Raw genomic sequence first — 23,114 nt, 5'->3', positions numbered from 1 at the left:
CCGGAAGGAACCCCCGATGGACCTCAGCAGGCTGCTGGACCCGCACTGCCCGCCCTTCGCCCTGCTCCGCCGCCGCACGCCGGGCCGCGACCACGACACCGTCGAGCTGCTGCTCGGTCCGGTCCACGAGGCCGCGGCCCTGGCCGACCTGCCGGTGCGGGAGCTGCCCACCCTCGCGCTGGTGCCGTTCCGGCAGATCCGCGAGCGCGGTTTCGACGTACGCGACGACGGCACGCCGCTGAGCGTCCTGGCCGCCGAGGAGGCGCACGAGCTGCCGCTCGCGGAGGTGCTCGCCGCCCTGCCGGACCACGCGGTACGGGTCGAGGGCGGCGCCTTCGACGTACCCGACGCCGAGTACGCGGAGACGGTCCGGCGCGTGATCGAGGACGAGATCGGCCGCGGCGAGGGCGCGAACTTCGTCGTCCGGCGCACCTTCACCGGCGAGATCCCCGGGTTCTCGCGGGCCGACGCGCTCGCCCTGTTCCGGCGGCTGCTGGCGGGCGAGCGCGGGGCGTACTGGACGTACGTCGTGCACACCGGCGACCGCACGCTGGTCGGCGCCTCGCCCGAGGTCCACGTCCGGATGGCGGGCGGCACGGTGGTCATGAACCCGATCAGCGGGACGTACCGCTACCCGGCCGGGGGCCCGACCGTCGAGTCGCTGCTGGCCTTCCTGGGCGACCGCAAGGAGACCGAGGAGCTCTCGATGGTCGTCGACGAGGAGCTCAAGATGATGTGCACGGTCGGCGACATGGGCGGGGTGGTGGTCGGCCCGCGCCTGAAGGAGATGGCCCACCTCGCGCACACCGAGTACGAGCTGCGCGGCCGCTCCTCCCTGGACGTGCGGGAGGTGCTGCGGGAGACGATGTTCGCGGCCACCGTGACCGGCTCGCCGGTGCAGAACGCCTGCCGGGTGATCGAGCGGTACGAGGCCGGGGGCCGCGGGTACTACGCGGGCGCGCTCGCCCTGCTGGGCCTGGACGACAACGGATCGCAGACCCTGGACTCGCCGATCCTGATCCGGACCGCGGACATCGCCGCCGACGGCACGCTGCGGGTGCCGGTGGGGGCCACGCTGGTACGGCACTCCGACCCGGCGGGCGAGGTGGCCGAGACGCACGCGAAGGCGGCCGGGGTACTGGCCGCACTGGGCGTGCGGCCGGCGGCGGCCCCGCGGCCGGCCGGCCCGGTGGCGCGGCTGGCCGACGACCCGCGCGTGGTGGCGGCGCTGGCGGCGCGCCGCGGCGACCTCGCGCCGTTCTGGCTGCGGATGCAGGAGCCGGTGGCTCCGGTGGCCGGGCACGCGCTGGTGGTGGACGGCGAGGACACGTTCACGGCGATGCTGGCACACGTGCTGCGGGCCGCGGGGCTGTCGGTGACCGTACGCCGCTACGACGAGCCGGGGCTGCGGGAGGCGGCCCTCGCGCACGAGGGGCCGATCGTGCTGGGGCCCGGCCCCGGGGACCCGGCGGACCCGACCGACCCGAAGATGCGGCTGCTGCGGGGGCTGGCGCGGGAGCTGCTGGCCGGACACCGCGGGGGGCTGCTCGGGGTGTGCCTGGGGCACGAGCTGATCGCGGCGGAGCTGGGGCTGCCGCTGGTGCGCAAGGCCGAGCCGGCGCAGGGGGCGCAGGTCTCCGTCGACCTCTTCGGCGCGGCCGAGGTCGTCGGCTTCTACAACACGTACACCGCCGCCTGCGACTCCGGGACGGCGGCCGAGCTGGCCGCCCGCGGCGTCGAGGTCTCCCGCGACCCGCTGACGGACGAGGTCCACGCCCTGCGCTGCACCGCCCGCGGCTTCGCCGGCGTCCAGTTCCACCCCGAGTCCGTCCTGACCCTGCGCGGCGCGGCCCTCCTCGGCGACCTCGTCCGCTCCCTGACGGCCGCGGCCCGCCCGGCGTAGCCGCCGCCGTACGACCTCCGCGCACGACCGCGGCCGGGCTCGGCCGCGGTCGTGCGCGTTCGTGCGCGGTCGGGCTCGGCCGCGTTCGTGCGCGTTCGTGCGCGGTCGGGCTCGGCCGCGTTCGTGCGCGGTCGGGCTCGACCGTGCGCTGCCGGGGTCGCGGTCAACCGACTGGTGCCCTGGGCGACTTCGTGCCTAAGATCCACAAGCCCACTGACCAGGGCTTATCTCGTACGACATCGCTACACAGGGGGATTTCTTCTTTCACCCGCGGCGGGTTCCGCCGTATCGGCCGGCCACCGGCCGCCGACGACCCGGCACCGGCGCACAGCGCCGGACCCCGCCTCTCGCGCGGGGCAGCCCTGACCAGGCGACCGCCGGGTCGGCCGATATCCGGCCGCCGCGGGCCGACCGAACGACCGCACAACGGCCGTCCGCTCCGGGGACTTCGCACCCCGGAGCGGCGAGCTTGTCATGCCCGCGCAAGGCGTGGGCATGAGCACAAAATCGGGGATTCCTCACTTTGCGTCTCACCAGACGAACACTCATATCTCTGGCCGCCGTCACGACCAGCGCCGCCCTCTCGGGCGGACTGCTCCAGGCCGTGCCGGCCGCCGCCGTACCGACGTCCGTCGTCGGCCCGGACGCCCGGGTTCCGGTCGCGCCGCCCGCCCGGGTCGCCGACCCGGACCGGAAGCTCGGCAAGGACTGGCGGACCAGTTCCGACCGTGCGGTGACCGCCGCAGCCGACTCCGACGGCCTGCGCATCCTGGTCGCCGACAGCGGCAAGGCGTACGCCTGGAAGGTCGCCGCCACGCTGTCCGAGCCGGGCATGCCCGCGGACTCGTGGATCGGCAACCAGTGCCTGATGGACCACGACCACGCGGCCGTCGTCTACGCGCCCCGGACCTTCACGAACAAGCCGGACCTGATGCAGGGCGGCGCGTTCGCCGCCGTGGTGAACCTGGCGACCGGTCACGTGACGAAGCTGCCGTTCACCGCGTCGCTGGCGTACTTCGACCCGTCGTGCAACACCTCGACGCGCACGGCCGCGTTCACCTCGTTCCGCGACATGAACGACCCGCACCTCACGCAGACGCGCGTGGTGACCGTGAACACCTCCGGCCGCACCCTCGACCGGGCCACCGCACGCGGCGAGCTCACCAGTGCCGTCCCCGTACCCGGCGGCGTGGTCGCCGGCCGCGGCCGGAACCTGGTGCGCCTGGCCCCCTCCGGAGCGGTGAGCAACCTGGCCGTCGCGGAGAGCACGCCGTTCGACATCCGCCCCGGCGCCGACGGGCGGATCGCCTTCGCCGACCGCAAGGGCACGTCCACCGTGCAGGCGAAGGTGCTCCCCGGCCGCGGCAAGCCGGTGCTGCTCGCCTCGGGCAAGCTCGGCGACCTGGGCCTCACCCAGGGCGAGGGGGGCCGGGTGTTCCTCACCGGCCACCCCAAGGGCGCCCCCGCCACGCAGGGCACCGGAGTCACCCGGATCAACGCGCCCGCCGACACGGACGTGTCGTCCCACGGCAAGCTGGCCGTCGACGCCGTCCTCACCCCCGGCATCCGCGCCGGTCTGGCGCACATCGGCAACGCCGGCAAGGGCTTCACGAAGGCCGAGCCCGCCGCGCAGGCCCAGTCGTCCGGCGGACCGGAGGCGGCCGCCGGCCGCACCGAGCCGGTGACCGTCACCAGCACCGCGACCAGCACCGGCACCAAGCTCGCCCAGCGCGTCGAGCACGTCGCCGGCGACGGCTCGGGCACCTCCGGCTCCCCCGCCCTCGCCGCGGCCCGGACCACCGGTACCCGCCCCAAGGGCACCGCGTTCGCCGCTGCCGCCGCGTCGAACGACCCGGTCGACGGCGACCGCTGGTGCTCGGTGTCCCGCAACGACGTCGACGCCCAGGCGCTGCAGCCGACGCCCAACCAGGTCGAGTGGGCCGTCGACATGGCCGTGCGCGGCGAACTGCGGGGCAAGTGGCTCCGCCAGGGCGGCTACCGCAACCAGGCCCGCCTGGGCTCCATCGACCCGCAGGGCCTCTTCCCCCCGCCGACGCTGAACGGCGGCGGGAAGATCCCCGCCAACGTGCTGCTGGGCATCATGGCCCAGGAGTCGAACCTGTGGCAGGCCGAGCGGGGGTCGATCCCCGGTCAGATGGGCAGCCCCCTCGCCGCCGTGGACGGCTACTACGGCCACAAGACCGTGGCCGGTGACCCGGACGCCTACTGGCGGATCAACTGGGACAAGTCCGACTGCGGTTACGGCGTGGGCCAGGTCACCGACGGCATGCGCCTCGCTGGCCACGAGAAGGTGGATCCGGCGACCGGCGCCAAGGAGACCGGCCTGTCCCCGTCCCTGCAGAAGATCATCGCGGTCGACTACGCGACGAACATCGCCGCCTCGATGAAGATCCTCGCGGACAAGTGGAACGAGGTCCACAAGGACGGGCAGAAGATCACCGTCAACAACGACGACCCGTCCATGGTGGAGAACTGGTTCACCGCCGTGTGGAACTACAACCTCGGCTTCAACCCCCCGTCGGACGCCTCGAAGCACGGCGGCCACTGGGGCCTGGGCTGGTACAACAACCCGGCCAACCCGCTGTACAAGAAGGGCTGGGGCCACCCCTTCATGGACACCACCGCGGGTGGTGCCGAGGCGATCCGGCACGCCGCCCACCCGCAGGACTGGCCGTACGAGATGAAGGTGATGGGCTGGGCCGCCTGGTCCATCGACACCGGCTTCTCGTACTCCACCGACGGCCGCCAGGACTGGCCCGGCGAGACCGGCTTCTCCTCGGCCGGCTTCCGGCCCGCCTGGTGGACGAGCGCGGCGCAGCGCACCAACGTCTCGCCGAAGCTGGACGTCTTCTGCAACAAGGCCAACAACTGCAACCCGGACACCCCGCCGAACTGCCCTGACGCCGAGTGCTACGCGCAGTACTGGTGGAACCAGCCCAACGCGACCTGGAAGTCGGCCTGCGCCGTCGACTGCGGCCACGAGAGCATCAAGTACCAGACGCTCGTCGCGGAGCCGGGGAACGGCACCCGGCTGCAGAACGGCACACCGGTCTGCGACGGCGCTCCGGCCGGCTCCGACGTCGTCCTCTCCGTACCGAGCGGGACCGAGACGTGGGGCAAGTGCGGCCAAGCCAAATCGGCCGGCTCCTTCCGGTTCGGCTTCAACGCCGACACCGCGGGCCGCTACGAGGCGAAGGCCGACCTGCACCAGGTCGGCGGCGGGTACGGCGGCCACTTCTGGTACGCCCACACGCGTGACGCGGCGCACCTCGGTGGCCCCGGCGGCCGCATGACCATCAACGGCACCTGGACCCTTCCCAAGAAGCTGGGCTGGGCCCGCGTGCTGGTCCACCTGCCCGACACGGGGGCCCACACCCGCCAGGCGACCTACACGGTCACCGGGAACGACAGCACGAGCAAGAGCCGGGTCGTGCTCCAGCGCGCCGGCGGCTGGGCGAGCCTGGGCGTGTTCAAGTTCACCGGCACCCCCGAGGTCGTGTTGTCGAACACGAGCAAGGACGGCACCGCCGACGAGGACATCGCCTGGGGCGCCGTGGCCTTCCAGCCGCTGGCGGCCAAGCCGCAGGACGTCGTCGTGGCCATGGGCGACTCGTACTCCTCCGGAGAGGGCTCCAGCGCGCCCGGCGGCAAGGACTTCTTCCCGGAGACCGACTTCTACGACAAGGTGAACGACAAGGCCTGGAACTCCTGCCACCGCTCCAAGATCGCCTGGTCGCGGCAGGCCACCCTGCCCGGTCAGACCGCGCCGGTGGGCACCCTGGCCGACAACTTCGACGCGAAGATGGACTACCACTTCGTGGCCTGCTCCGGAGCGCGGACGTACAACGTCACGGGCAACGGGCAGAACAGCGAGGTGGCGCAGGTCGAAGCCGGCTACCTCGACAACAACACCACCCTGGTCACCATCAGCGTCGGCGGCAACGACGCCCGCTTCACCGACATCGTCACGAAGTGCGTCATGCCGACCCTCACGAACTGCAACGCCAACTCGATCGGCAACATCGACCCGACCAACGGCAAGTCCCTGCCGGGCGAGACCGGGCCGATGCAGGACTGGGCCCCGAAGTGGCTGCACGACGGCGTGCGCCCGCAGATCGTCAAGGTCCTGAACGCCATCCACGCCAAGGCGGAGCACGCGAAGGTGGTCCTCATGGGCTACCCGCGCCTGCTGTCGACGGAGAAGGGTCAGACGTACCCCGGCACCTGCGTCCTCAACATGGAGAAGTCGGAAGGGGAATGGCTCACCAAGGTGGCCGACACCCTCGCGGCGGAGATGAAGGGCGCCACGCAGGACGCCGGCACCTGGGCCGTCTTCTCGGACCCTCGTGACGAGTTCGGGAACGACACCATCTGCGGCGACCCGGAGACCGTGCACAACATCGTGAAGACCGGCCTGTCCAAGGCGGACAACACCGGGGTCCTCGAAGTCGGCATGGCCTCCTTCCACCCCAAGCCCGCGGGCGCCCGGCGGTACGCCGACAGCCTGGAGCACACGCTCCAGGGCAAGGGCTGACCGGAAGCGACCGGCCGGGGGCCCGCGCAGCTGAGTACCGCTACTCAGGCCCCCGGTCCTCCCGAGACAGGACAATCGGAGACATGAAGCGAGAACCGCGTCCGGCCGACGGGCCGACGGCCGTCGCCGTGGGCATCGTCGACCTGGTGGTCGTGGCGATGCTGGCGACCGCGTACGTACTGTCCGGGCTGACCATCGGCGCGCCGGACGCACGCGAGCTGCACGACACGGAGGTCTACCGCCACACCGTCGTGGTGGTCACCGCCGTGTTCGCCGGCGCGGGCGGCGCGGTGGCCGCGCTGTTCCGCTTCCACCGGACGAGCGTCACCCACCTCGTGGTGACCGGTCTCGCCCTGCTGGCCTTCGTCGCCCTGTAGGGCCGCGTCCCTTCCGCCGGAGAGAGCCCCGGGTCCTCGGACCCGGGGCTCTCGCGCGTCCGGCCGGCGGCCCTCCGGCGCGGGGACCTAGTCCGCGGCGGGGACCAGGGTGTTCTCCGAGCGGCGGCCGGCCAGGTAGTCGGTGACGTTGCGGACCGTGGCGTCGATGATCTGGTGCACCGCCTCGTGGGTGTAGTACGCCTGGTGCGAGGTGACGAGGACGTTCGGGAAGGTGATCAGCCGGGCGAGGATGTCGTCCGGGACCGCCTCCAGCGACTTGTCGAGGAAGAAGACACCGGCCTCGGCCTCGTACACGTCCAGGCCGACCCCCGTGAACCGGCCCGCCCGCAGCTCGGCGACCAGGGCCTCGGTGTCGACCAGGCCCCCGCGACTGGAGTTGATCAGGATCGCGTCGTCCTTCATCGCCGCCAGGGCGGCGGCGTCCACGAGGTGCCGGGTGGCCTCCAGCAGCGGCACGTGCAGGCTGATCAGGTCCGCCGCGGCGAACAGCTCGTCCTTGTCGACGTACGTCATGCCCAGCTCGACGCAGGCCGGGTTCGGCACCGCGTCCCAGCCGAGCAGGTTCATGCCGAAGCCGTGCGCGATCCGCGTGAAGGCCTCGCCGATCCTGCCGGTGCCGAGCACGCCGGCCGTGCGGCCGTGGACGTCCCGGCCCAGCAGGCCGTTGAGACGGAAGTCGAAGTCGCGGGTGCGGTTGGAGGCCCGTACGATCCGCCGGTTCACCGCCATCGCCAGGGTCCAGGCGAACTCGGCCACCGCGTACGGCGAGTAGGAGGAGACCCGGCTGACCGTCATGCCGAGGGACCGGGCCACGTCCAGGTCGATGTTGTTGAAGCCGGTGGAGCGCTGGGCGATCATCCTCGTCCCGCCCGCCGACAGGACGTGCAGCACCCGGCGCCCGAGATCGGCGTTGACGCTGGAGCAGACCACCTCGTAGCCGGTCGCCATCGGCGCGGTGTCCTCGTTCAGGACGACGTCGACGCAGCGCACCTCGCACCGGCCGGCGAACGCCCGCTCCAGCAGCGGCTTCTCGTCGGCCGTGACGCCGAAGGCCAGGATTTCCACGTGCTGCTCCCGGGGCGAGGGACCATGGGCCGCTTCCGGTGGACGGCACGGCGTGCCCGGAATCGGCCGGATGTGCCGAATATACGACCCATGGTCCGCGTGGGCCCGCAGGGCAGGCCGGCGGCCGGTCAGCCGAAGAAGACCCCGACCTCGCGGTACAGCTCCGGGTCCACGGTCTTCAGCTTGGCCGTGGCCTCGGCGATCGGCACCCGCACCACGTCCGTGCCGCGCAGCGCGACCATCTTGCCGAAGTCCCCGTCACGTACGGCCTCGACGGCGTGCAGCCCGAACCGGGTGGCCAGCCACCGGTCGTACGCACTGGGCGTGCCGCCCCGCTGCACGTGGCCGAGCACGGTGGTCCGGGCCTCCTTGCCGGTGCGCTCCTCGATCTCCTTGGCCAGCCACTCCCCCACGCCCGAGAGCCGGACGTGGCCGAAGGAGTCGCGGGAGACGGCGTCCTTGAGGACCAGGTCCCCGTCCTTGGGCATGGCGCCCTCGGCGACCACCACGATGGGGGCGTAACTGGCCTTGAAGCGGGAGGTGACCCAGGCGCACACCTGGTCCACGTCGAAGCGCTGCTCGGGGATGAGGATCACGTTCGCGCCGCCGGCCAGGCCCGAGTGCAGGGCGATCCAGCCGGCGTGCCGGCCCATCACCTCCACCACCAGGACGCGCATGTGGGACTCGGCGGTGGTGTGCAGCCGGTCGATCGCCTCCGTCGCGATGCCGACCGCGGTGTCGAAGCCGAAGGTGTAGTCGGTGGCCGACAGGTCGTTGTCGATGGTCTTCGGCACGCCCACGCACGGCACGCCGAACTCCTCGTACAGCCGCGCCGCCACGCCCAGGGTGTCCTCGCCGCCGATCGCGACCAGGGCCTCGACCTCGTACTTGGCGAGGTTGTCCTTGATGCGCCGGACGCCGTCCGCGACCTTGAAGGGGTTGGTGCGCGAGGAGCCGAGGATGGTGCCGCCGCGCGGCAGGATGCCGCGTACGGCGGGGATGTCGAGGCGGACCGTGTCGCCGTCCAGGGGCCCGCGCCAGCCGTCCTTGAAGCCGACGAACCGGTACCCGTACTCCTGGACGCCCTTGCGCACGACCCCGCGGATGACCGCGTTCAGACCGGGGCAGTCGCCGCCACCGGTGAGCACTCCGACCTTCATGGAACCTTCCCTTCGCCATCAGGGCCCGCTGGCCCGCATGACGGTCACGCTAGTGGTGACGGAGGGCACCCCGAACGGCCACGGAGCGTCATGTCCGGTCGATGTACGGGTACTTGCGTAGGCGCTTTCACCCGTACGGGGACCTACGCGTCGTCGAGTCCACGCTCGATCGCGTACCGGACGAGCTCGACGCGGTTGTGCAGCTGGAGCTTGCCGAGGGTGTTCTGGACGTGGTTCTGGACGGTGCGGTGCGAGATGACCAGGCGCTCGGCGATCTGCTTGTACGACAGGCCCTTGGCGACGAGCCGCAGCACCTCGGTCTCGCGGTCGGTGAGCCGGGGCGTCTCGGGGCCGTCCGGCTCGGCGGGGCCCGCCGGACCGCCGGCGGCCAGCCGCCGGTACTCGCCGAGCACGAGGCCGGCCAGGCCGGGGGTGAAGACCGGGTCGCCGGCGGCGGTGCGGCGCACGGCGTCGATCAGCTCGTCGGCGCCGGCGGACTTCAGCAGGTAGCCGGTGGCCCCCGACTTCACGGCCTCGAGCACGTCGGCGTGCTCGCCGCTGGCGGACAGCACGAGCACGCGCAGGGACGGGTCGGCGGCGACGAGCTCCTTGCAGACCTGTACCCCGGGCATGCCGGGCAGGTTGAGGTCGAGCACCAGGACCTGCGGGGCGACCGCCTTGGCCCGGCGCACGGCCTGGGGGCCGTCCCCGGCGGTGGCCACCACCGCGCAGCCGGCCGCCGCGAGGTCGCGGGCGACGGCGTCGCGCCACATCGGGTGGTCGTCCACGACCATCACCCGGATCGCGTCCGCCGCGTGCTGTTCGCTCATCGTCCCGCCCCGTTCTTTGGAACCCTCAGTTCGACCTCCGTACCCTGCCCGGGTACGGAGTACAGCTCGGCCGTGCCGCCCAGGTCGCGCAGCCGGCCCCGGATCGACAGGGCCACCCCCATCCGGCCCTCGCCCTCCGCCTGCACCAGCCGGCCCTCGGGAATGCCCGGCCCGTCGTCGCGGACGGTGACGATCACCTCGTCCGGCTCGTCCTCGACCAGGATCCACGCCCGCGCCTGCTCCCCCGCGTGCCGGCGGACGTTGTCCAGCGCGGCACCCGCCGCCGCCGCCAGCTCGCGGGCCGCCGGCCCGGGGAGCAGCACCGGCGCGCCCGGTTCGGCGAACGAGACGCGGGAGCCGGCGTGCGGCGCGAGCAGGGTACGCACGTCCACCGCGGCCGCCGGGTCCTCGTCCGGGTCGGCCCCACCGGCCCCCTCCGCCTCGTCCACGGTGCTGACCAGCGCGCCGCGGGCCTCGTCGCGCGAGACCCGGGCGGCGGGCAGCACTCCGGTGGAGACGAGGGTGCGCAGCGCGACCTCCTGCTCCCCGGCCATCCGGCCGAGCTCCGCGGCCTCCCCGCCGAGGGCGGTCCCGCGCCGCTGGACCATGGCCAGGACCTGGAGGACGCCGTCGTGGATGTCCCGGGCCAGCCGCTCCCGCTCGCGGGTGGCCGCCTCGATCTCCAGGGCGCGGGCGAGGGTCTCCTCGCTGGCCCGGGCGACCTGGACGACGTACCCGATGGCGATCGAGGCGACCCAGACCAGCAGCACGTTGTGGAGGGTGTCGCGGGTGGGGGCGCCGCGCTCGACGACGTTGGCGACGGCCACGAGGGTGGAGGCGAAGCCGGCCCAGCGCCAGCCGCCCTTGAGGGCGAAGGCGAGGACCGAGCCCGCGGTCCATATCGACGGCAGCGTCGGGCCGCCGGCGGCGATCCGGGTGGCGGAGTCCGCGACGGGGGTGAGCAGGATGCCGGTCAGGGCCAGGCCCAGGTCGGCGCCCAGGAACCAGCGCGAGCAGCGGGCCGCGCCCGAGACCTGGCGCAGGGTGGCCAGGGTCCACACGACGAGGACGGCGAGGTAGCCGGCGGCCACCCCGGGCCGGGGGAAGTGGTGGTGGTCGGCGACGAAGAGCCCCACCGCGTACAGCGCCGTCAGCGGCCGGTACGCGGTCAGGGCCCGCCACAGCGGCTGCTCCACGGACATGCGCACGACACGCACACCACGTTCGCGCTTGGCCATCCCCACCCCCAGGTCACGCGGGTCCGGCGCGGCTGCGGGCCGGCCGGACCCGGGTCAGTGCGCCGCGCCCGTGCCGTCGGCGTCGGGCGCGCCGGCGGCCGCGTCGCCCTCGGGCGCCGCGGGCTCCGTCTCGGCGGACCTGGCTTCCCTGGCCTCGGCCGCGGCGTGCTTGGCGGCTTCCTTGGCGGCCTTCTCGGCATCGGCCATCTGGCGCTTGGCCGCGGTCGCGTAGATGTCGACGTACTCCTGGCCGGACAGCTTCATGATCTCGTACATGACCTCGTCGGTCACCGAGCGCAGGATGAAGCGGTCGCCGTCCATGCCCTGGTAGCGGCTGAAGTCCAGCGGCTTGCCGATCCGGATGCCGGGGCGCATCAGCTTCGGGACGACCTTGCCGGGGGGCTGGATCTTCTCGGTGTCGATCATCGCGACCGGGATCACGGGCGCGCCGGTGGCCAGCGCGACGCGCGCCAGGCCGCCGGGCTTGCCGCGGTAGAGCCGGCCGTCGGGCGACCGGGTGCCCTCGGGGTAGATGCCGAAGAGCTCACCGCGCTCGATGACCTCGATGCCGCTCTTGATGGCGGCCTCGCCGGCGCCGCGGGCGCCCGAGCGGTCGACGGGGAGCTGGCCGACGCCCTTGAAGAAGGCGGCCGTCAGCTTGCCCTTGAGGCCCGGGGAGGTGAAGTACTCGGCCTTCGCGATGAAGGTGACCTTGCGGTCGAGGACCGCGGGGAGGAAGAACGAGTCCGAGAAGGAGAGGTGGTTGCTCGCGAGGATCGCCGGGCCTTCGGCGGGAATGTTCTCGAGGCCCTCCACCCAGGGCCTGAAGGCGAGCTTCAGGGATCCCCCGATGGAGAACTTCATTGCGCCGTAGATCAACTCGTAAGCCTTCCTGTGTCGTCGGACAGACCATAACCCCTGCGGGGCCTGGGCTCGCGCCCGCAGGGTCTGCAACGTCGCCGACCCTGGTCGGTGTCATCCCGGTCGCGTACCGTGAGGGACACACAGCGCACCCCTTTTCGTTCCCCCTTCGACCCCCTGAACAGGAGATCCTGGTGCCCGTCCTCCCTGGAGCCGAGCCGTTCCGCCACGAGGGCGGAGAGGTCGGCGTACTCCTCTGCCACGGCTTCACCGGTTCGCCCCAGTCCCTGCGCCCCTGGGCCGAGTTCCTGGCCGCCCGCGGACTGACGGTCTCCCTGCCCCTGCTGCCCGGTCACGGCACGCGCTGGCAGGACATGCAGCTCACCGGCTGGCAGGACTGGTACGCCGAGGTGGACCGGGCCCTGCGCGAGCTGCTGGACCGCTGCGAGCAGGTGTTCGTCATGGGCCTGTCGATGGGCGGCGCGCTGACGCTGCGGCTCGCGGCCCGGCACGGGGACGCGGTCAGCGGCATCGTGCTGGTGAACCCGGCCAACAAGGTGCACGACAAGCTCGCGGTGCTGCTGCCGGTGGTCAAGCACGTCGTGCGCTCCGCGCCGGGCATCGCGAGCGACATCGCGAAGCCGGGCTCGGAGGAGGTCGGCTACGACCGGGTGCCGACCCGGGCCGCGCACTCGCTGCGCGAGTTCCTGAAGCTGGTGGACGCGGAGCTGCCGCAGGTCACGCAGCCGGTGCTGCTGCTGCACAGCCCGCAGGACCACGTGGTGCCGCCGGCGGACTCGGCCCGGGTGCTGAGCCGGATCTCGTCGTCGGACGTGACCGAGACGCTGCTGGAACAGAGCTACCACGTGGCGACGTTGGACCATGACGCGGATCGCATCTTCCAGGATTCGTTCGAATTCGTCGCCCGGCTCGCTCCGAAGGCCGGCGCGCTCGGCAAGGAGGGGACGGCCACCGGTGGCTGAGCAGGACGGCAAGATCTCGAACGGCGGCGGCGAGCCGCTGGACGAGGAAGCGGCATGGGCCGCGATCGTCGCGGGGTACGGCGCGGAGCCGCCGGACCCGCCGGGCGCCAAGCCGTTCAAGCCGATCGAGGACCTGCTGCTGCCGGAGCCGCCGGACGAGGAGCCGGAGGCTCCGAAGCCCGCGCAGGAGCCGAAGCCGCCGCTGGGCAGCTCGATCGTGTTCGCACCCGGCGTCGGGGCGGGGCCGCGCGACCACGCGCTGGCCGAGCCCTCCGACGACGACGCGGACGATGCGGACGACGACGGGTCCCACTTCGTGCAGCCCGATCCGGCACTGCCGGAGGCCGACACCACGGCGAAGTTCGCGTGGCTGGCGGTGGTGGGCGGGCCGGTGCTGCTGCTGCTCGCGGTGCTGCTGCAGTGGGACATGACCTGGTGGCTCACCACGCTGGGCGTGGGCGGCTTCCTCGGCGGCTTCGCCACGCTCGTCGCCCGGATGGGCGGCGACGACGAGGACGGCGACGACGACCCCGGCCGGGGCGCGGTCGTCTGACCCCGGCTCCACCGCGAACGCCGGCGGGACTGCCCTTGCAGCCCCGCCGGCGTTCGCGTCAGGCGGGCAGGCGCAGGGCCGCCAGGACCGGGAGGTGGTCGGTGGCGGACAGGAGGTCCGCCGAGGAGACGCCCGGCAGGGCGGTGGGCACGCCGCAGCCGAGGACCTCGACGGCCGGTGAGGCGAACACGGCGTCGATGCGGCGGTCCGGCCGGGCGGCCGGGAAGGTGGGACCCGACCCCCACGGGCGGACGGTCCAGCAGTCCTGGAGCTCCGCGCCGAGCAGCCCGAAGGCGGGACCCTCGGGTCCTTCGTTGACGTCCGCCGCGGCGATCGCGTACGGCACGTCCAGCTCGCGCAGCTTCGCCAGCAGCAGCCCCGCCTGCGCCCGGCGCTCGTCCCGCGCGAGCGAGAGGTGGGCGGAGACGACGCCCACCCGGGCCCCGCCGAAGCGGACGACGGCGGTCGCGAAGCCGCGCCGGTGCTGTCCGGGGGTCAGCGGGAGCAGCACGTCCTCGGTGCGTTCCACGAAGGCCCGCAGCGAGCACAGCAGCAGGGGGCCGGCGGCGGTGGCCCCGCCGCCGAGGACCACCAGGTCCGTCTTCGCGGCCAGCCGGGCCGCGTGCTTGCGCCAGCGGAAGAACCGCGGCGCCTCCTGGACGAACACCAGGTCGGGGGCGCAGGCCCGGATCACCCGGGCCAGCGCCTCCTCGTCGTCGCGCAGCGAGCGGATGTTGTAGGAGAGCACCCGGACGACGGCGGAGCCGTCCGCCTCGGTCCGGGATTCGGGGAGGTCCACGTCGAGTTCGCCAGTCGCCATGGGGCCAACATAGGCAGTCGCCCGCCGCGGCCACAGGGGGCGCGACGGGCGACCGTACGCAACGGGGCCGCGGGCGTCAGCCCTGGCGGGCCAGGTCCGCCGCGCCCACCAGGCCGGCCTTGCCGCCGAGCTGGGCGGCGAGGACCTGGGCGTGCGGACGGAACTCGCCGCCGATCAGCCAGCGGCGGAACGACTTGCGGATCGGCTCCAGGACCAGTTCGCCCTCGTCGGAGACGCCGCCGCCGACGATGAAGGCGGACGGGTCGAAGAGCGAGGCGAGGTCGGCCAGGCCCGCGCCGGCCCAGCGGGCCAGCTCGCGGAAGGAGTCGACGGCCACCGGGCAGCCCTGTCGGGCGGCCTCGCTGATGTGCTTGCCCTCGATGCCCTCGACGCTGCCGTCGCCCAGGTCCAGCAGGATCCGGGCGGCCTCGGGGGTGGCGTGGGCGCGCTGCTTGGCGTACCGGACGAGGGCGCGGCCGGAGGCGTACTGCTCCCAGCAGCCCTGGCTGCCGCAGCCGCACAGCAGGCCGTCGGGCACGACCCGGATGTGGCCGAACTCCGCGGCGACGCCGAAGCGGCCGCGGCGCAGCTTGTTGCCGATGATGATGCCGCCGCCCAGGCCCGTGCCGAGCGTGATGCAGATGACGTCCTCGTGGCCCTGGCCGGCGCCGAAGCGGTACTCGCCCCAGGCGGCGCAGTTCGCGTCGTTCTCGACGACGACGGGGAGGCCGATGCGCTGCTCGACCTTGTCCTTGAGCGGCTCGTGCCGCCAGTTGATGTTGGGGGCGAAGAGCACGGTGGCGCGCTTGTCGTCCACGTAGCCGGCGGCGCCGATGCCGACGGCCTCGATGGAGTGCCCGCTGCTGACCTCGGCCACGGCGGAGCAGATCGCGTCGGTCACGCCGTCCGCGGTCGGCGGGGTGGGCACCTTGTACGTCTCAAGGATGGTGCCCTCTTCGTCGACCACTCCGGCCGCGATCTTCGTGCCGCCGATGTCGACGCCGATGGTGAGTCCCATTAGTCCCTCGGTTTCCGGTCAAACCCCGCCACGGCCAACCGTACCCGAGCCGGGGGGCCGCACCGGCGTCACCGGGACACCCCGCGGCACCCCTCGCGTGCCCCGGTCGCGGTCGATCATGCGCGCGGGCCGGGGTCGTACGCGGGCCTCAGTCGAGGTCGATGCGGTGCGACGGGCCCGGGCCGTCGTCCTCGGGGCCCTCGCCGTCCCGGCCGGGGCGGCCCCCGTCGGCGGCGGGGCCCCCGTCACGGGGGCCGGGCGGGCGGCCGGGGCCCGTGGTGCGGGTCCAGCGGCTCTCGTGGCCCTCTACGGCGGAGCGGTAGGCGGCCAGCAGTTCGGTCCCGGCGGCGGCGAGGTGGTCGAAGACGTCGGGGTTGCGCTCGATGACCGGCTCGACGGCGGACTTGGCCTGGTTGACGAACTGGCGTACGGCGCCCTGGGCGGCGGGGCCCATCAGCGGGTGCCCGAGTCCCGCGACCTTGTCGGCGACCGCCCCGACCAGCTTGAGCAGTTCCTCGGCCGCGCTGCCGGGAGCTCCGTCACCGGCTCCCTGCTCGGCCCGGATGCGGGCCTTCTCGGCGGCGAGGTCCTCGGCGCAGGCCTCGGCCCAGGCGTCGTCGTCCGTGGGGTGGTGGGTGGCCTCGCTCATGGCGGACTCCTGCTGCTGCTGCGGGCTGACACCTCCGACGTTACCCGAACGGGGGCATCCGGTTACGGGGGCGGGCGGCCCCGAATCCCGTACGGGCGGCCGTCGACGCCGTACGGCACGCCATCCCCCGGACCCGGGTCCACGCCTCGGGGGAGTGGCCGTCCCGTGGTGTGTGGGGAAGCCTCTTGAGGCGTCATGGCAGGCTGGTCCGGAGGCAGGCCCGGGCCTGGGGTGGCCGCAGGCCAGGGCCGAAGGCCCCGAAGCCCCAGGGGTGGGCCTGCCGCAGGGCCTGCAGGCCATGACGGGTCAAGAGGCGAGGGGACCCACACACCACGGGACGGCCCCACGAAGCCAGAGCAAGCCCCGACGCGCCCCGACGCCCCTACGCCCGACGCCCTACGCCCCCCGTCAGCCCCGAGGCCAGAGCGCCGGATCGGGCGTGAAGCGGACGGCCAGTTCGCCGTCGAGCAGGGCCGCGCCGGACACCGTGCAGCGGCGCAGCGCGGAGGGGAGGGGAACGATCCTTCGGAACGGTCCCGCGGTCAGCAGCAGCTCGTCCCCGCGCCGGACCAGGTCCAGGCCGTCCTTGGTCGCGCCGGGCAGCGGGATGCGCCACACCAGCACGCCGGTCTCGCCCCGGCGGTCCTCGACGGGCCACTCGGGCCGCACCGCGCCCGCCACACCCGCCGTGGCCTCCGCGGCCTCCGGCGGCGCGAGCCGGTCGAGGTCGGCGGCACCGCGCGGGTCCTGGCCCAGGTGCGGCAGCTCGTGCACCCGGTGGCCGGGGCCGCGCTCGGCGGTCCATTCGGCGAGGCACTTGTCCTGCTGGGCGGCGAGGGCCGCGAGCCAGGTGTCGGCGGAGCCGCGGGGCAGGACCCGGTTGGCGAGGACCGCGTCGACCGGGACCTGGTGCAGGGCGAGTCCGAGCAGCCCGGCGCGCACCGCGTCGGCGGCGGCCGGACCCGGCTCGGCGACGATCCGTACGGCCGTGCCGGGGGCCTCCACGACGGCCTGCACCGCCGCCAGCTCCTCGTCCCAGCGGGCGGCGGTCTCGTACAGCCACTGCGCGGGCATCGGTACGCCGGCCAGCTGGGCCAGTACGGGCCGCAGGGCGCGCGCCGCCTGCCGCTCGGGCGGCAGCAGCCGGCGCAGGTAGCGGCGCAGCTGCTCGGGGAGGGCGAGCAGGGCCACCGCCCGGTGCAGCGGGGGCAGGTCGACGACGGCGAGGTCGTACGCGCCGCTCTCGGCGGCCCGGCGCAGGGCCCGCAGCAGGGCGAACTGCTCGGCGCCGGGCAGGGCGGTGAGCTCCTCGGCCTGCAGCGGGCGGGCGCCCAGCATGTTCAGGACGGTGGTACCGCGTTCCTGGAGGGCGCCGAGCTCCTCGCGGAAGGTGGCGTCCGGGTCGAGGTGGGCGAGCGACAGGCCCTCGGGGAGGCCGTCGCCCAGCAGCGCGTCGACGGCCTCGGCCGGGGCTTCGGTGACCAGCAGGACGCGGCGGCCGGGCGTGCGGAGGGCGGCCGCCCGGGCCGTGGCGGCGGCCACGGTGGTGCGACCGGCCCCGCCGGGGCCGGTGATGAGGAGGGTGCGCATGCTCGGGAGTGCCCTAGGGGTTCAGACGCCGGATTCGACGCGCTTCTTCAGGCCCGCGAGCGCCCGGTCGATGATGACCTTCTCGGCCTTGCGCTTGATCATGCCGAGCATCGGGATCTTGACGTCGACGGTCAGCTGGTAGGTGACCTCGGTCTGCTTGCCGCCGGCGATCGGGGCGAGCCGGTACGAGCCGTCCAGGACGCGCAGCATCTGGGACTTCACCAGGGTCCAGGCGACCTCGTGGTCCCCGGTCCAGGTGTAGGCCAGGGTGTGGTCGTCCTTGATGGCGCCGGCGTCGAGCAGCAGCCGGACCTTCTCGGCGCGGCCGGCGGCGTCGGTGGCCAGCACCTCGGCCTCCTTGACCTCGCCGGTCCACTCCGGGTAGCGGGCGAAGTCGGCGATCACGGCCATGACGGCCGCCGGGGCCGCGTCGATCGTGATGCTGGAGCTGGTGTGTTCCGCCATCGCTGCGGCTCCTCCAGGTGCTGGGCCAGGGGCTGGGGTTGGTGACGTGGTGCGCCGTGGGGCGACGCGTGAAGGCTACCGCGCTGGCGAACCGTCACCGCGCGTGCCCCCGGCGCAGCCCGTGGTCACCACTCCAGGGCCCACGGCCGTCCGGTCGCCGCGAAGTGCCCGACGTTCACGCACTCCGTCGACCCGACGCGCATCCGGCGGGCGAGCGGCTGGTGGACGTGGCCGAAGAGGGCGTACCGCGGCTTGGTGCGGTGGATCGCCGCCAGCAGGGCGGCGCTGCCGCGCTCGAAGCGGCGGGCGACGGTGTCGTAGCAGAGTTCGGGGAGCTCCGGGGGGATGTGCGAGCAGAGCACGTCTACCTCGCCGAGGGCTTCGACCTTGGCGGCGTACTCGTCGACGTCGACCTCGTAGGGGGTGCGCATCGGCGAGGGCAGGCCGCCGCCGACGAAGCCGAAGACCCGGCCGCCGATCTCGACCCGCTCGCCGTCCAGGACGGTGGTGCCGGGGCGGGCGTACTCGGGCCACAGCTTGGGGATGTCGACGTTGCCGTACGTGGCGTAGGTCGGCGTGGCGAAGGCCGCGAACATCTCGGCGTACTGGCGGCGCACCGCCTCCTCGATGACGGCCTCGCGGTCGCCGTCGATGCCGGCCCACAGCTGCCGGCCGAGGGCACTGGCCTCGGCGAAGCGGCGGGCGGTGCGCAGTGCGACGATGCGGTCGGCGTTCTCGGTGCCGAAGAGGTCGGGGAAGATGCCGCGGGAGTGGTCGGCGTAGTCGAGGAAGAGGACCAGGTCGCCGAGGCAGAGGAGGGCGTCGGCGCCGTCCCCGGCCCGGGCCAGGGCCTCCGCGTTGCCGTGGACGTCGCTCACGACATGGACCCGGGTCTTCCTCTTCGCGTTCACGCTCCCCCTCCTGTGTGCGTGCGGGGCTTCCTCGCGGTCGCCTCCGTGGCCGGACCGGCGGGCTGCCGGTGCCGGTGTTCGTGGTGGTGCCCCCGTGGTGATCCAGTGGCGCCCGTGGCCGTCCCTGTGGCAAAGCGGATCGGCCGGATCCGGCCGGATCCGCACCCCCGGACCGGGTGTGCGGTGTCCGTCGGATCACCCTAGGCCGGGCTCCCTGTGGGCGGGTAGAGGGCACCGGACCTGCGGTTACTTCCGAGTCGCAAATCGGGTGGACTACTGTCGGCCGGGTATGGCTGCGTCGTGTGACGCACGGAACATCTGGCCGGGACCCCCTATCGGGAACCCACTACCGATGGGTAACGTCCGGTCGGTCCACATCGTGGCGATGGCGCCCCAGAGGAGCAGCAGTCTTGCGCGAGTTCAGCCTTCCGGCCCTGTACGAGGTCCCGTCGGACGGGAATCTGACGGATCTCATCCGCCGCAACGCCGCTCAGCATCCCGACACCGCCGTCATGAGCCGCAAGGTCGACGGCGTCTGGCAGGACGTGACCGCGACCGAGTTCCTGGCCGAGGTCCGCTCGGTCGCCAAGGGCCTGATCGCCGCCGGCGTCGAGCCGGGCGACCGGGTCGCCCTCGTCTCCCGCACCCGCTACGAGTGGGTGCTGATCGACTTCGCGATCTGGACCGCGGGCGCGATCACCGTCCCCGTCTACGAGACCAGCTCGCCGGAGCAGATCCAGTGGATCCTCGGCGACTCGGGCGCCCGTGCGGCGGTCATCGAGTCCCCCGCGCACCGCGAGGCGCTGGCGGGCATCCGCGACCGGCTGCCGGAGCTGGCCCACGTGTGGGAGATCGAGGCGGGCGGCGTCGAGGAGCTGCGCACCTCGGGTGCGCAGGTGACGGACGAGCTGGTCGACGAGCGCACCTCGCTCGCGAACGCCGACGACATCGCCACCATCGTCTACACCTCGGGCACCACCGGCCGCCCGAAGGGCTGCGTGCTCACGCACCGCAGCTTCTTCGCGGAGTGCGGCAACATCGTCGAGCGCCTCAAGCCGCTGTTCCGCACCGGCGAGTGCTCGGTGCTGCTGTTCCTGCCGGCGGCCCACGTCTTCGGCCGCCTGGTGGAGATCGCCTCGGTGCTGGCGCCGATCCGGCTGGGCTGCGTACCGGACATCAAGAACCTCACGGACGAGCTGGCGAGCTTCCGTCCGACGCTGATCCTGGGCGTGCCGCGGGTCTTCGAGAAGGTCTACAACTCCGCCCGGGCCAAGGCGCAGGCCGACGGCAAGGGCAAGATCTTCGACAAGGCGGCGGAGACGGCGATCGCCTACAGCCGGGCGCTCGACGCGCCGGGCGGCCCGTCCTTCGGGCTGCGGCTGAAGCACAAGATCTTCAGCAAGCTGGTCTACAGCAAGCTGCACGCGGTGCTGGGCGGCCGCGGCGAGTACGCGATCTCGGGCGGCGCGCCGCTGGGCGAGCGGCTCGGGCACTTCTTCCGCGGCATCGGCTTCAACGTGCTGGAGGGCTACGGCCTCACCGAGTCCTGCGCGGCCACCGCCTTCAACCCGTGGGACCGGCAGAAGATCGGTACGGTCGGCCAGCCGCTGCCGGGCTCGGTGGTGCGCATCGCCGACGACGGCGAGGTGCTGCTGCACGGCGAGCACATCTTCCGCGAGTACTGGAAGAACGAGACGGCCACGGCCGAGGCTCTGACCGACGGCTGGTTCCACACCGGCGACGTGGGCACCCTCGACGAGGACGGCTACCTCGCGATCACCGGCCGCAAGAAGGAGCTCATCGTCACCGCGGGCGGCAAGAACGTGGCGCCCGCGGTGATCGAGGACCGCATCCGGGCGCACGCCCTGGTCGCGGAGTGCATGGTGGTCGGCGACGGCCGGCCGTTCGTGGGCGCGCTGGTCACGATCGACGAGGAGTTCCTGGGCCGGTGGGCGCAGGAGCACGGCAAGCCGGCCGGCTCGACGGCGGCCTCGCTGCGCGAGGACGCGGACCTGATGGCGGCGGTGCAGAAGGCCGTCGACGACGGCAACGCGGCGGTGTCCAAGGCGGAATCGGTGCGGAAATTCCGCATTCTGCCCTCCCAGTTCACGGAGGAGTCGGGGCACATCACGCCCTCGCTGAAGCTCAAGCGCAACGTCGTGGCGAAGGACTTCGCCGACGAGATCGAGGCGATCTACCGGGGCTGAGCGCCCAGGTGTCCCCGGGGGCTGGTCCCCCGGTCCGCCGGGGCTGTCCCCCGGTGTGCGCCCCTCGTGGCCCGGTGTCCGGTCCGGGGTCCCGCTAGCGCGGGTCCTCGGCCAGGATCCGGGCCATGTTGCGTTCGGCGAGCGCGGTGATGGTGACGAACGGGTTGACCCCGAGCGAGCCGGGGACGAGCGAGCCGTCGACGACGTACAGGCCGGAGTAGCCCTTGGCGCGGCCGTAGTCGTCGGTGGCCCGGCCCAGCACGCAGCCGCCCAGCGGGTGGTACGTGAAGGTGTCCGCGAAGGCCTTGTTGTCGCCGAAGAGGTCGTAGCGGTAGATGGTGAAGTTCGCGCGGTTGACGCGGTCGAAGAGGCGCTTGGCGGCGGCGACCGAGGGCTGGTTCTGGCTGATGTGCCAGTTCAGCCGGGCCGAGTCGGTGGCGGCGTCGTACGTGAAGGTGCCGCGCTCGGGGTTCTTGGTGATGGCCAGGTACATGCTGACCCAGTGCTCGATGCCCATGGGGAGCGGGGCGATCTCGGCGAACACGGGGTTGGCGGCGTTGTCCCAGTCGTCGATGCCCAGGGCGGGCATGGTGGCCTGGTTGGCGCCGACGGTGTCCCACAGGTGGTTGGCGCGGGCGGTCATGACGTTGCCGTTGGTGCCCCACCCGGTACCGACGGCGGCGCTGAGGGCGGGCAGGGCGCCGGTCTCGCGGGCGCGCAGCAGGATCTCGGTGGTGCCGAGGCTGCCGGCGCCCAGGAAGAGCTGCCTGCAGGCCAGTTCGCGGGTCTCGACGACCTTGCCGGTGACGTCGATGCGGCGGATGGTCAGGACGTACCGGCCGTCGGGTTCGCGGCGTACGGCGACCACGCGCTGGAGGGTCTCGATGGTGACGTTGCCGGTGCCGAGGGCGGCGGCGAGGTAGGTCTTGTCGACGCTCTTCTTGCCGTGGTTGTTGCCGTAGATGACCTCGGCGGCCAGTGCCGACCTCGGGACCTGGCCGGCGGCCTCGCGCTGCATGTAGCCGAAGTCGTAGACGTTGGGGACGAAGACGGTCCGCAGGCCGGTGTTCTGGGCGTGCTTGCGCGAGACGCGGGCGAAGCGGTACCACTCCGTCGACTCGAACCAGCCCGGGTCGATGTCGTTCACCCCGAGCATCTGGCGGGCGCGCGGGAAGTAGGTGCCGTACATCTCGTCGGCGTCGACGGTGGGGAGCACCTCGGAGAAGTACGAGCGCCGGGGCGTGGGCGACATGCCGCCGTTGACGAGCGAGCCGCCGCCGACGCCCCGGCCGACGTAGACGGACATGTCGCCGTAGTTGACCCGGTCGAGGACGCCGGGGTACGGGCTGATGTTGCGGTTGACGACGTCCAGCCACAGGAAGGTGGCGAGCGGCGCCTCGGTGCGGTTGCGGAACCACATGGCCCGCTGGTCGGGGGCGGTGGTGGCGGGGAAGATCCTGCCGTCGGAGCCGGCGGTGTCCCAGAGCCGGCCCATCTCGACGACGACGGTGCGCACGCCGGCCTGACCCAGGCGCAGCGCGGCGACGGCGGCGCCGTAGCCGGAGCCGACCACCACGGCGGGGGCGTAGTCGACGGCGGGCGGCTCGGCGGCGGCCGCGGCGGACAGGCCGACCCTGGTGAAGCCGAGGGCGGCCGCGGTCTGGAGGGCGCCGAGACCCAAGAGGTGACGGCGCGTCAGATGAGGTGTCATGGCCGCATCATGGGCGGAATTCGGCCGTCCGCCCAGACGCGGTGTTGACAGAGATCTGAGTGACAGTCAGGTGGGTGGGGTGCGGGCTTGGGGGCGCTTCGGGGGGCCGTCCCGTGGTGTGTGGGTCCCCTCGCCTCTTGACCCGTCATGGCCTGCAGGCCCTGCGGCAGGCCCACCCCTGGGGCAAGGGGCCTCCG

At 73.1% G+C, this 23,114-nt stretch carries 18 protein-coding genes; 6 read left to right on the top strand and 12 right to left on the bottom strand.

Going from position 1 to position 23,114, the window contains the following annotated elements; all coding sequences use genetic code 11:
* The first annotated feature begins 16 nt into the window (after positions 1-16).
* The 3 genes from ACIQCH_RS10900 (at position 17) to ACIQCH_RS10890 (ending at position 6,835) form a co-directional block, all read left to right on the top strand.
* Complete coding sequence (locus ACIQCH_RS10900; RefSeq protein WP_402580233.1) at positions 17-1,903, top strand: anthranilate synthase family protein; 1,887 nt, start codon at positions 17-19, stop codon at positions 1,901-1,903.
* A gap of 523 nt (positions 1,904-2,426) precedes the next feature.
* A complete protein-coding gene (locus tag ACIQCH_RS10895; RefSeq protein ID WP_402580231.1) occupies positions 2,427-6,458 on the top strand; it encodes an SGNH/GDSL hydrolase family protein in 4,032 nt (1,343 codons plus the stop codon).
* An 83-nt stretch (positions 6,459-6,541) separates the two neighbouring features.
* Entirely contained in the window at positions 6,542-6,835 is a 294-nt protein-coding gene (locus ACIQCH_RS10890; protein ID WP_402580229.1) for a hypothetical protein, read from the top strand.
* An 87-nt stretch (positions 6,836-6,922) separates the two neighbouring features.
* Here the strand turns inward: ACIQCH_RS10890 and ACIQCH_RS10885 are convergent, their stop codons facing one another.
* The 5 genes from ACIQCH_RS10885 to ACIQCH_RS10865 form a co-directional block, all read right to left on the bottom strand.
* Positions 6,923-7,921, bottom strand: a complete 999-nt coding sequence (locus ACIQCH_RS10885) for a 2-hydroxyacid dehydrogenase (RefSeq protein WP_402580227.1) — start codon at positions 7,919-7,921, stop codon at positions 6,923-6,925.
* A 128-nt stretch (positions 7,922-8,049) separates the two neighbouring features.
* A complete protein-coding gene (locus tag ACIQCH_RS10880) occupies positions 8,050-9,081 on the bottom strand; it encodes a 6-phosphofructokinase (RefSeq protein WP_402580225.1) in 1,032 nt (343 codons plus the stop codon).
* A gap of 143 nt (positions 9,082-9,224) precedes the next feature.
* Complete coding sequence (locus ACIQCH_RS10875) at positions 9,225-9,911, bottom strand: response regulator (protein WP_402580223.1); 687 nt, start codon at positions 9,909-9,911, stop codon at positions 9,225-9,227.
* Positions 9,908-11,149: a MacS family sensor histidine kinase gene (gene macS / locus ACIQCH_RS10870; protein WP_402580221.1), complete on the bottom strand. Its 1,242-nt coding sequence runs from the start codon at positions 11,147-11,149 to the stop codon at positions 9,908-9,910. Before macS ends, ACIQCH_RS10875 begins: the two co-directional genes overlap by 4 nt.
* Before the next feature lie 54 nt (positions 11,150-11,203).
* Positions 11,204-12,013, bottom strand: coding sequence for a lysophospholipid acyltransferase family protein (locus tag ACIQCH_RS10865; RefSeq protein ID WP_402580474.1), 810 nt, complete (start codon positions 12,011-12,013; stop codon positions 11,204-11,206).
* Between the two features lie 191 nt (positions 12,014-12,204).
* On the opposite strand from ACIQCH_RS10865, the gene ACIQCH_RS10860 reads away from it, so the two are divergent.
* Together ACIQCH_RS10860 and ACIQCH_RS10855 are read left to right on the top strand one after the other, a co-directional pair.
* Positions 12,205-12,993 carry a carboxylesterase gene (locus ACIQCH_RS10860; RefSeq protein WP_030203672.1) on the top strand — a complete coding sequence of 263 codons (789 nt, stop codon included), beginning with the start codon at positions 12,205-12,207 and terminating at the stop codon, positions 12,991-12,993.
* The gene (locus tag ACIQCH_RS10855) at positions 12,986-13,546 is read left to right on the top strand and encodes a hypothetical protein (protein ID WP_402580218.1); all 561 of its coding nucleotides are present in this window, start codon (positions 12,986-12,988) and stop codon (positions 13,544-13,546) included. Before ACIQCH_RS10860 ends, ACIQCH_RS10855 begins: the two co-directional genes overlap by 8 nt.
* 58 nt (positions 13,547-13,604) lie before the next feature.
* On the opposite strand, the gene ACIQCH_RS10850 is transcribed toward ACIQCH_RS10855, so the two are convergent.
* The 6 genes from ACIQCH_RS10850 to ACIQCH_RS10825 all read right to left on the bottom strand — a co-directional run bounded on the left by ACIQCH_RS10850 (position 13,605) and on the right by ACIQCH_RS10825 (position 18,999).
* Entirely contained in the window at positions 13,605-14,366 is a 762-nt protein-coding gene (locus tag ACIQCH_RS10850) for an endonuclease/exonuclease/phosphatase family protein (RefSeq protein ID WP_402580216.1), read from the bottom strand.
* 76 nt (positions 14,367-14,442) lie between these two features.
* Positions 14,443-15,384: an ROK family glucokinase gene (locus ACIQCH_RS10845; protein ID WP_402580214.1), complete on the bottom strand. Its 942-nt coding sequence runs from the start codon at positions 15,382-15,384 to the stop codon at positions 14,443-14,445.
* 148 nt (positions 15,385-15,532) lie between these two features.
* Complete coding sequence (locus ACIQCH_RS10840) at positions 15,533-16,033, bottom strand: DUF5304 domain-containing protein (protein WP_402580212.1); 501 nt, start codon at positions 16,031-16,033, stop codon at positions 15,533-15,535.
* A 408-nt stretch (positions 16,034-16,441) separates the two neighbouring features.
* Positions 16,442-17,623, bottom strand: a complete 1,182-nt coding sequence (locus ACIQCH_RS10835; RefSeq protein WP_402580210.1) for an ArsA family ATPase — start codon at positions 17,621-17,623, stop codon at positions 16,442-16,444.
* Positions 17,624-17,644: 21 nt separating this feature from the next.
* Positions 17,645-18,088 (bottom strand): SRPBCC family protein, encoded by a 444-nt coding sequence (locus tag ACIQCH_RS10830; protein ID WP_030203687.1) that lies wholly within the window; start codon positions 18,086-18,088, stop codon positions 17,645-17,647.
* A gap of 125 nt (positions 18,089-18,213) precedes the next feature.
* The gene (locus ACIQCH_RS10825) at positions 18,214-18,999 is read right to left on the bottom strand and encodes a metallophosphoesterase (RefSeq protein ID WP_402580208.1); all 786 of its coding nucleotides are present in this window, start codon (positions 18,997-18,999) and stop codon (positions 18,214-18,216) included.
* A 410-nt stretch (positions 19,000-19,409) separates the two neighbouring features.
* Here ACIQCH_RS10825 and ACIQCH_RS10820 point away from each other — a divergent pair, with 410 nt between their 5' ends.
* Entirely contained in the window at positions 19,410-21,206 is a 1,797-nt protein-coding gene (locus ACIQCH_RS10820; RefSeq protein WP_402580205.1) for an AMP-dependent synthetase/ligase, read from the top strand.
* A gap of 94 nt (positions 21,207-21,300) precedes the next feature.
* Here ACIQCH_RS10820 and ACIQCH_RS10815 read toward each other — a convergent pair whose 3' ends face one another.
* Complete coding sequence (locus ACIQCH_RS10815; RefSeq protein ID WP_402580203.1) at positions 21,301-22,917, bottom strand: GMC oxidoreductase; 1,617 nt, start codon at positions 22,915-22,917, stop codon at positions 21,301-21,303.
* Between the last annotated feature and the right edge of the window lie 197 nt (positions 22,918-23,114).

It is taken from the genome of Streptomyces sp. NPDC093225, from assembly GCF_044753805.1.
Classification (GTDB): Bacteria; Actinomycetota; Actinomycetes; order Streptomycetales; family Streptomycetaceae; genus Streptomyces.
This window is presented reverse-complemented; position numbering and strand designations above follow the sequence as displayed.

Excerpts from the sequence above, each read along its gene's own strand:
- ACIQCH_RS10900 (WP_402580233.1), top strand. The coding sequence starts at position 17 with ATGGACCTCAGCAGGCTGCTGGACCCGCACTGCCCGCCCTTCGCCCTG.
- ACIQCH_RS10890 (WP_402580229.1), top strand. The coding sequence starts at position 6,542 with ATGAAGCGAGAACCGCGTCCGGCCGACGGGCCGACGGCCGTCGCCGTG.
- ACIQCH_RS10880 (WP_402580225.1), bottom strand. The coding sequence starts at position 9,081 with ATGAAGGTCGGAGTGCTCACCGGTGGCGGCGACTGCCCCGGTCTGAAC.
- ACIQCH_RS10875 (WP_402580223.1), bottom strand. The coding sequence starts at position 9,911 with ATGAGCGAACAGCACGCGGCGGACGCGATCCGGGTGATGGTCGTGGAC.
- macS (WP_402580221.1), bottom strand. The coding sequence starts at position 11,149 with ATGGCCAAGCGCGAACGTGGTGTGCGTGTCGTGCGCATGTCCGTGGAG.
- ACIQCH_RS10865 (WP_402580474.1), bottom strand. The coding sequence starts at position 12,013 with ATGAAGTTCTCCATCGGGGGATCCCTGAAGCTCGCCTTCAGGCCCTGG.
- ACIQCH_RS10850 (WP_402580216.1), bottom strand. The coding sequence starts at position 14,366 with ATGGCGACTGGCGAACTCGACGTGGACCTCCCCGAATCCCGGACCGAG.
- ACIQCH_RS10845 (WP_402580214.1), bottom strand. The coding sequence starts at position 15,384 with ATGGGACTCACCATCGGCGTCGACATCGGCGGCACGAAGATCGCGGCC.
- ACIQCH_RS10840 (WP_402580212.1), bottom strand. The coding sequence starts at position 16,033 with ATGAGCGAGGCCACCCACCACCCCACGGACGACGACGCCTGGGCCGAG.
- ACIQCH_RS10835 (WP_402580210.1), bottom strand. The coding sequence starts at position 17,623 with ATGCGCACCCTCCTCATCACCGGCCCCGGCGGGGCCGGTCGCACCACC.
- ACIQCH_RS10830 (WP_030203687.1), bottom strand. The coding sequence starts at position 18,088 with ATGGCGGAACACACCAGCTCCAGCATCACGATCGACGCGGCCCCGGCG.
- ACIQCH_RS10815 (WP_402580203.1), bottom strand. The coding sequence starts at position 22,917 with ATGACACCTCATCTGACGCGCCGTCACCTCTTGGGTCTCGGCGCCCTC.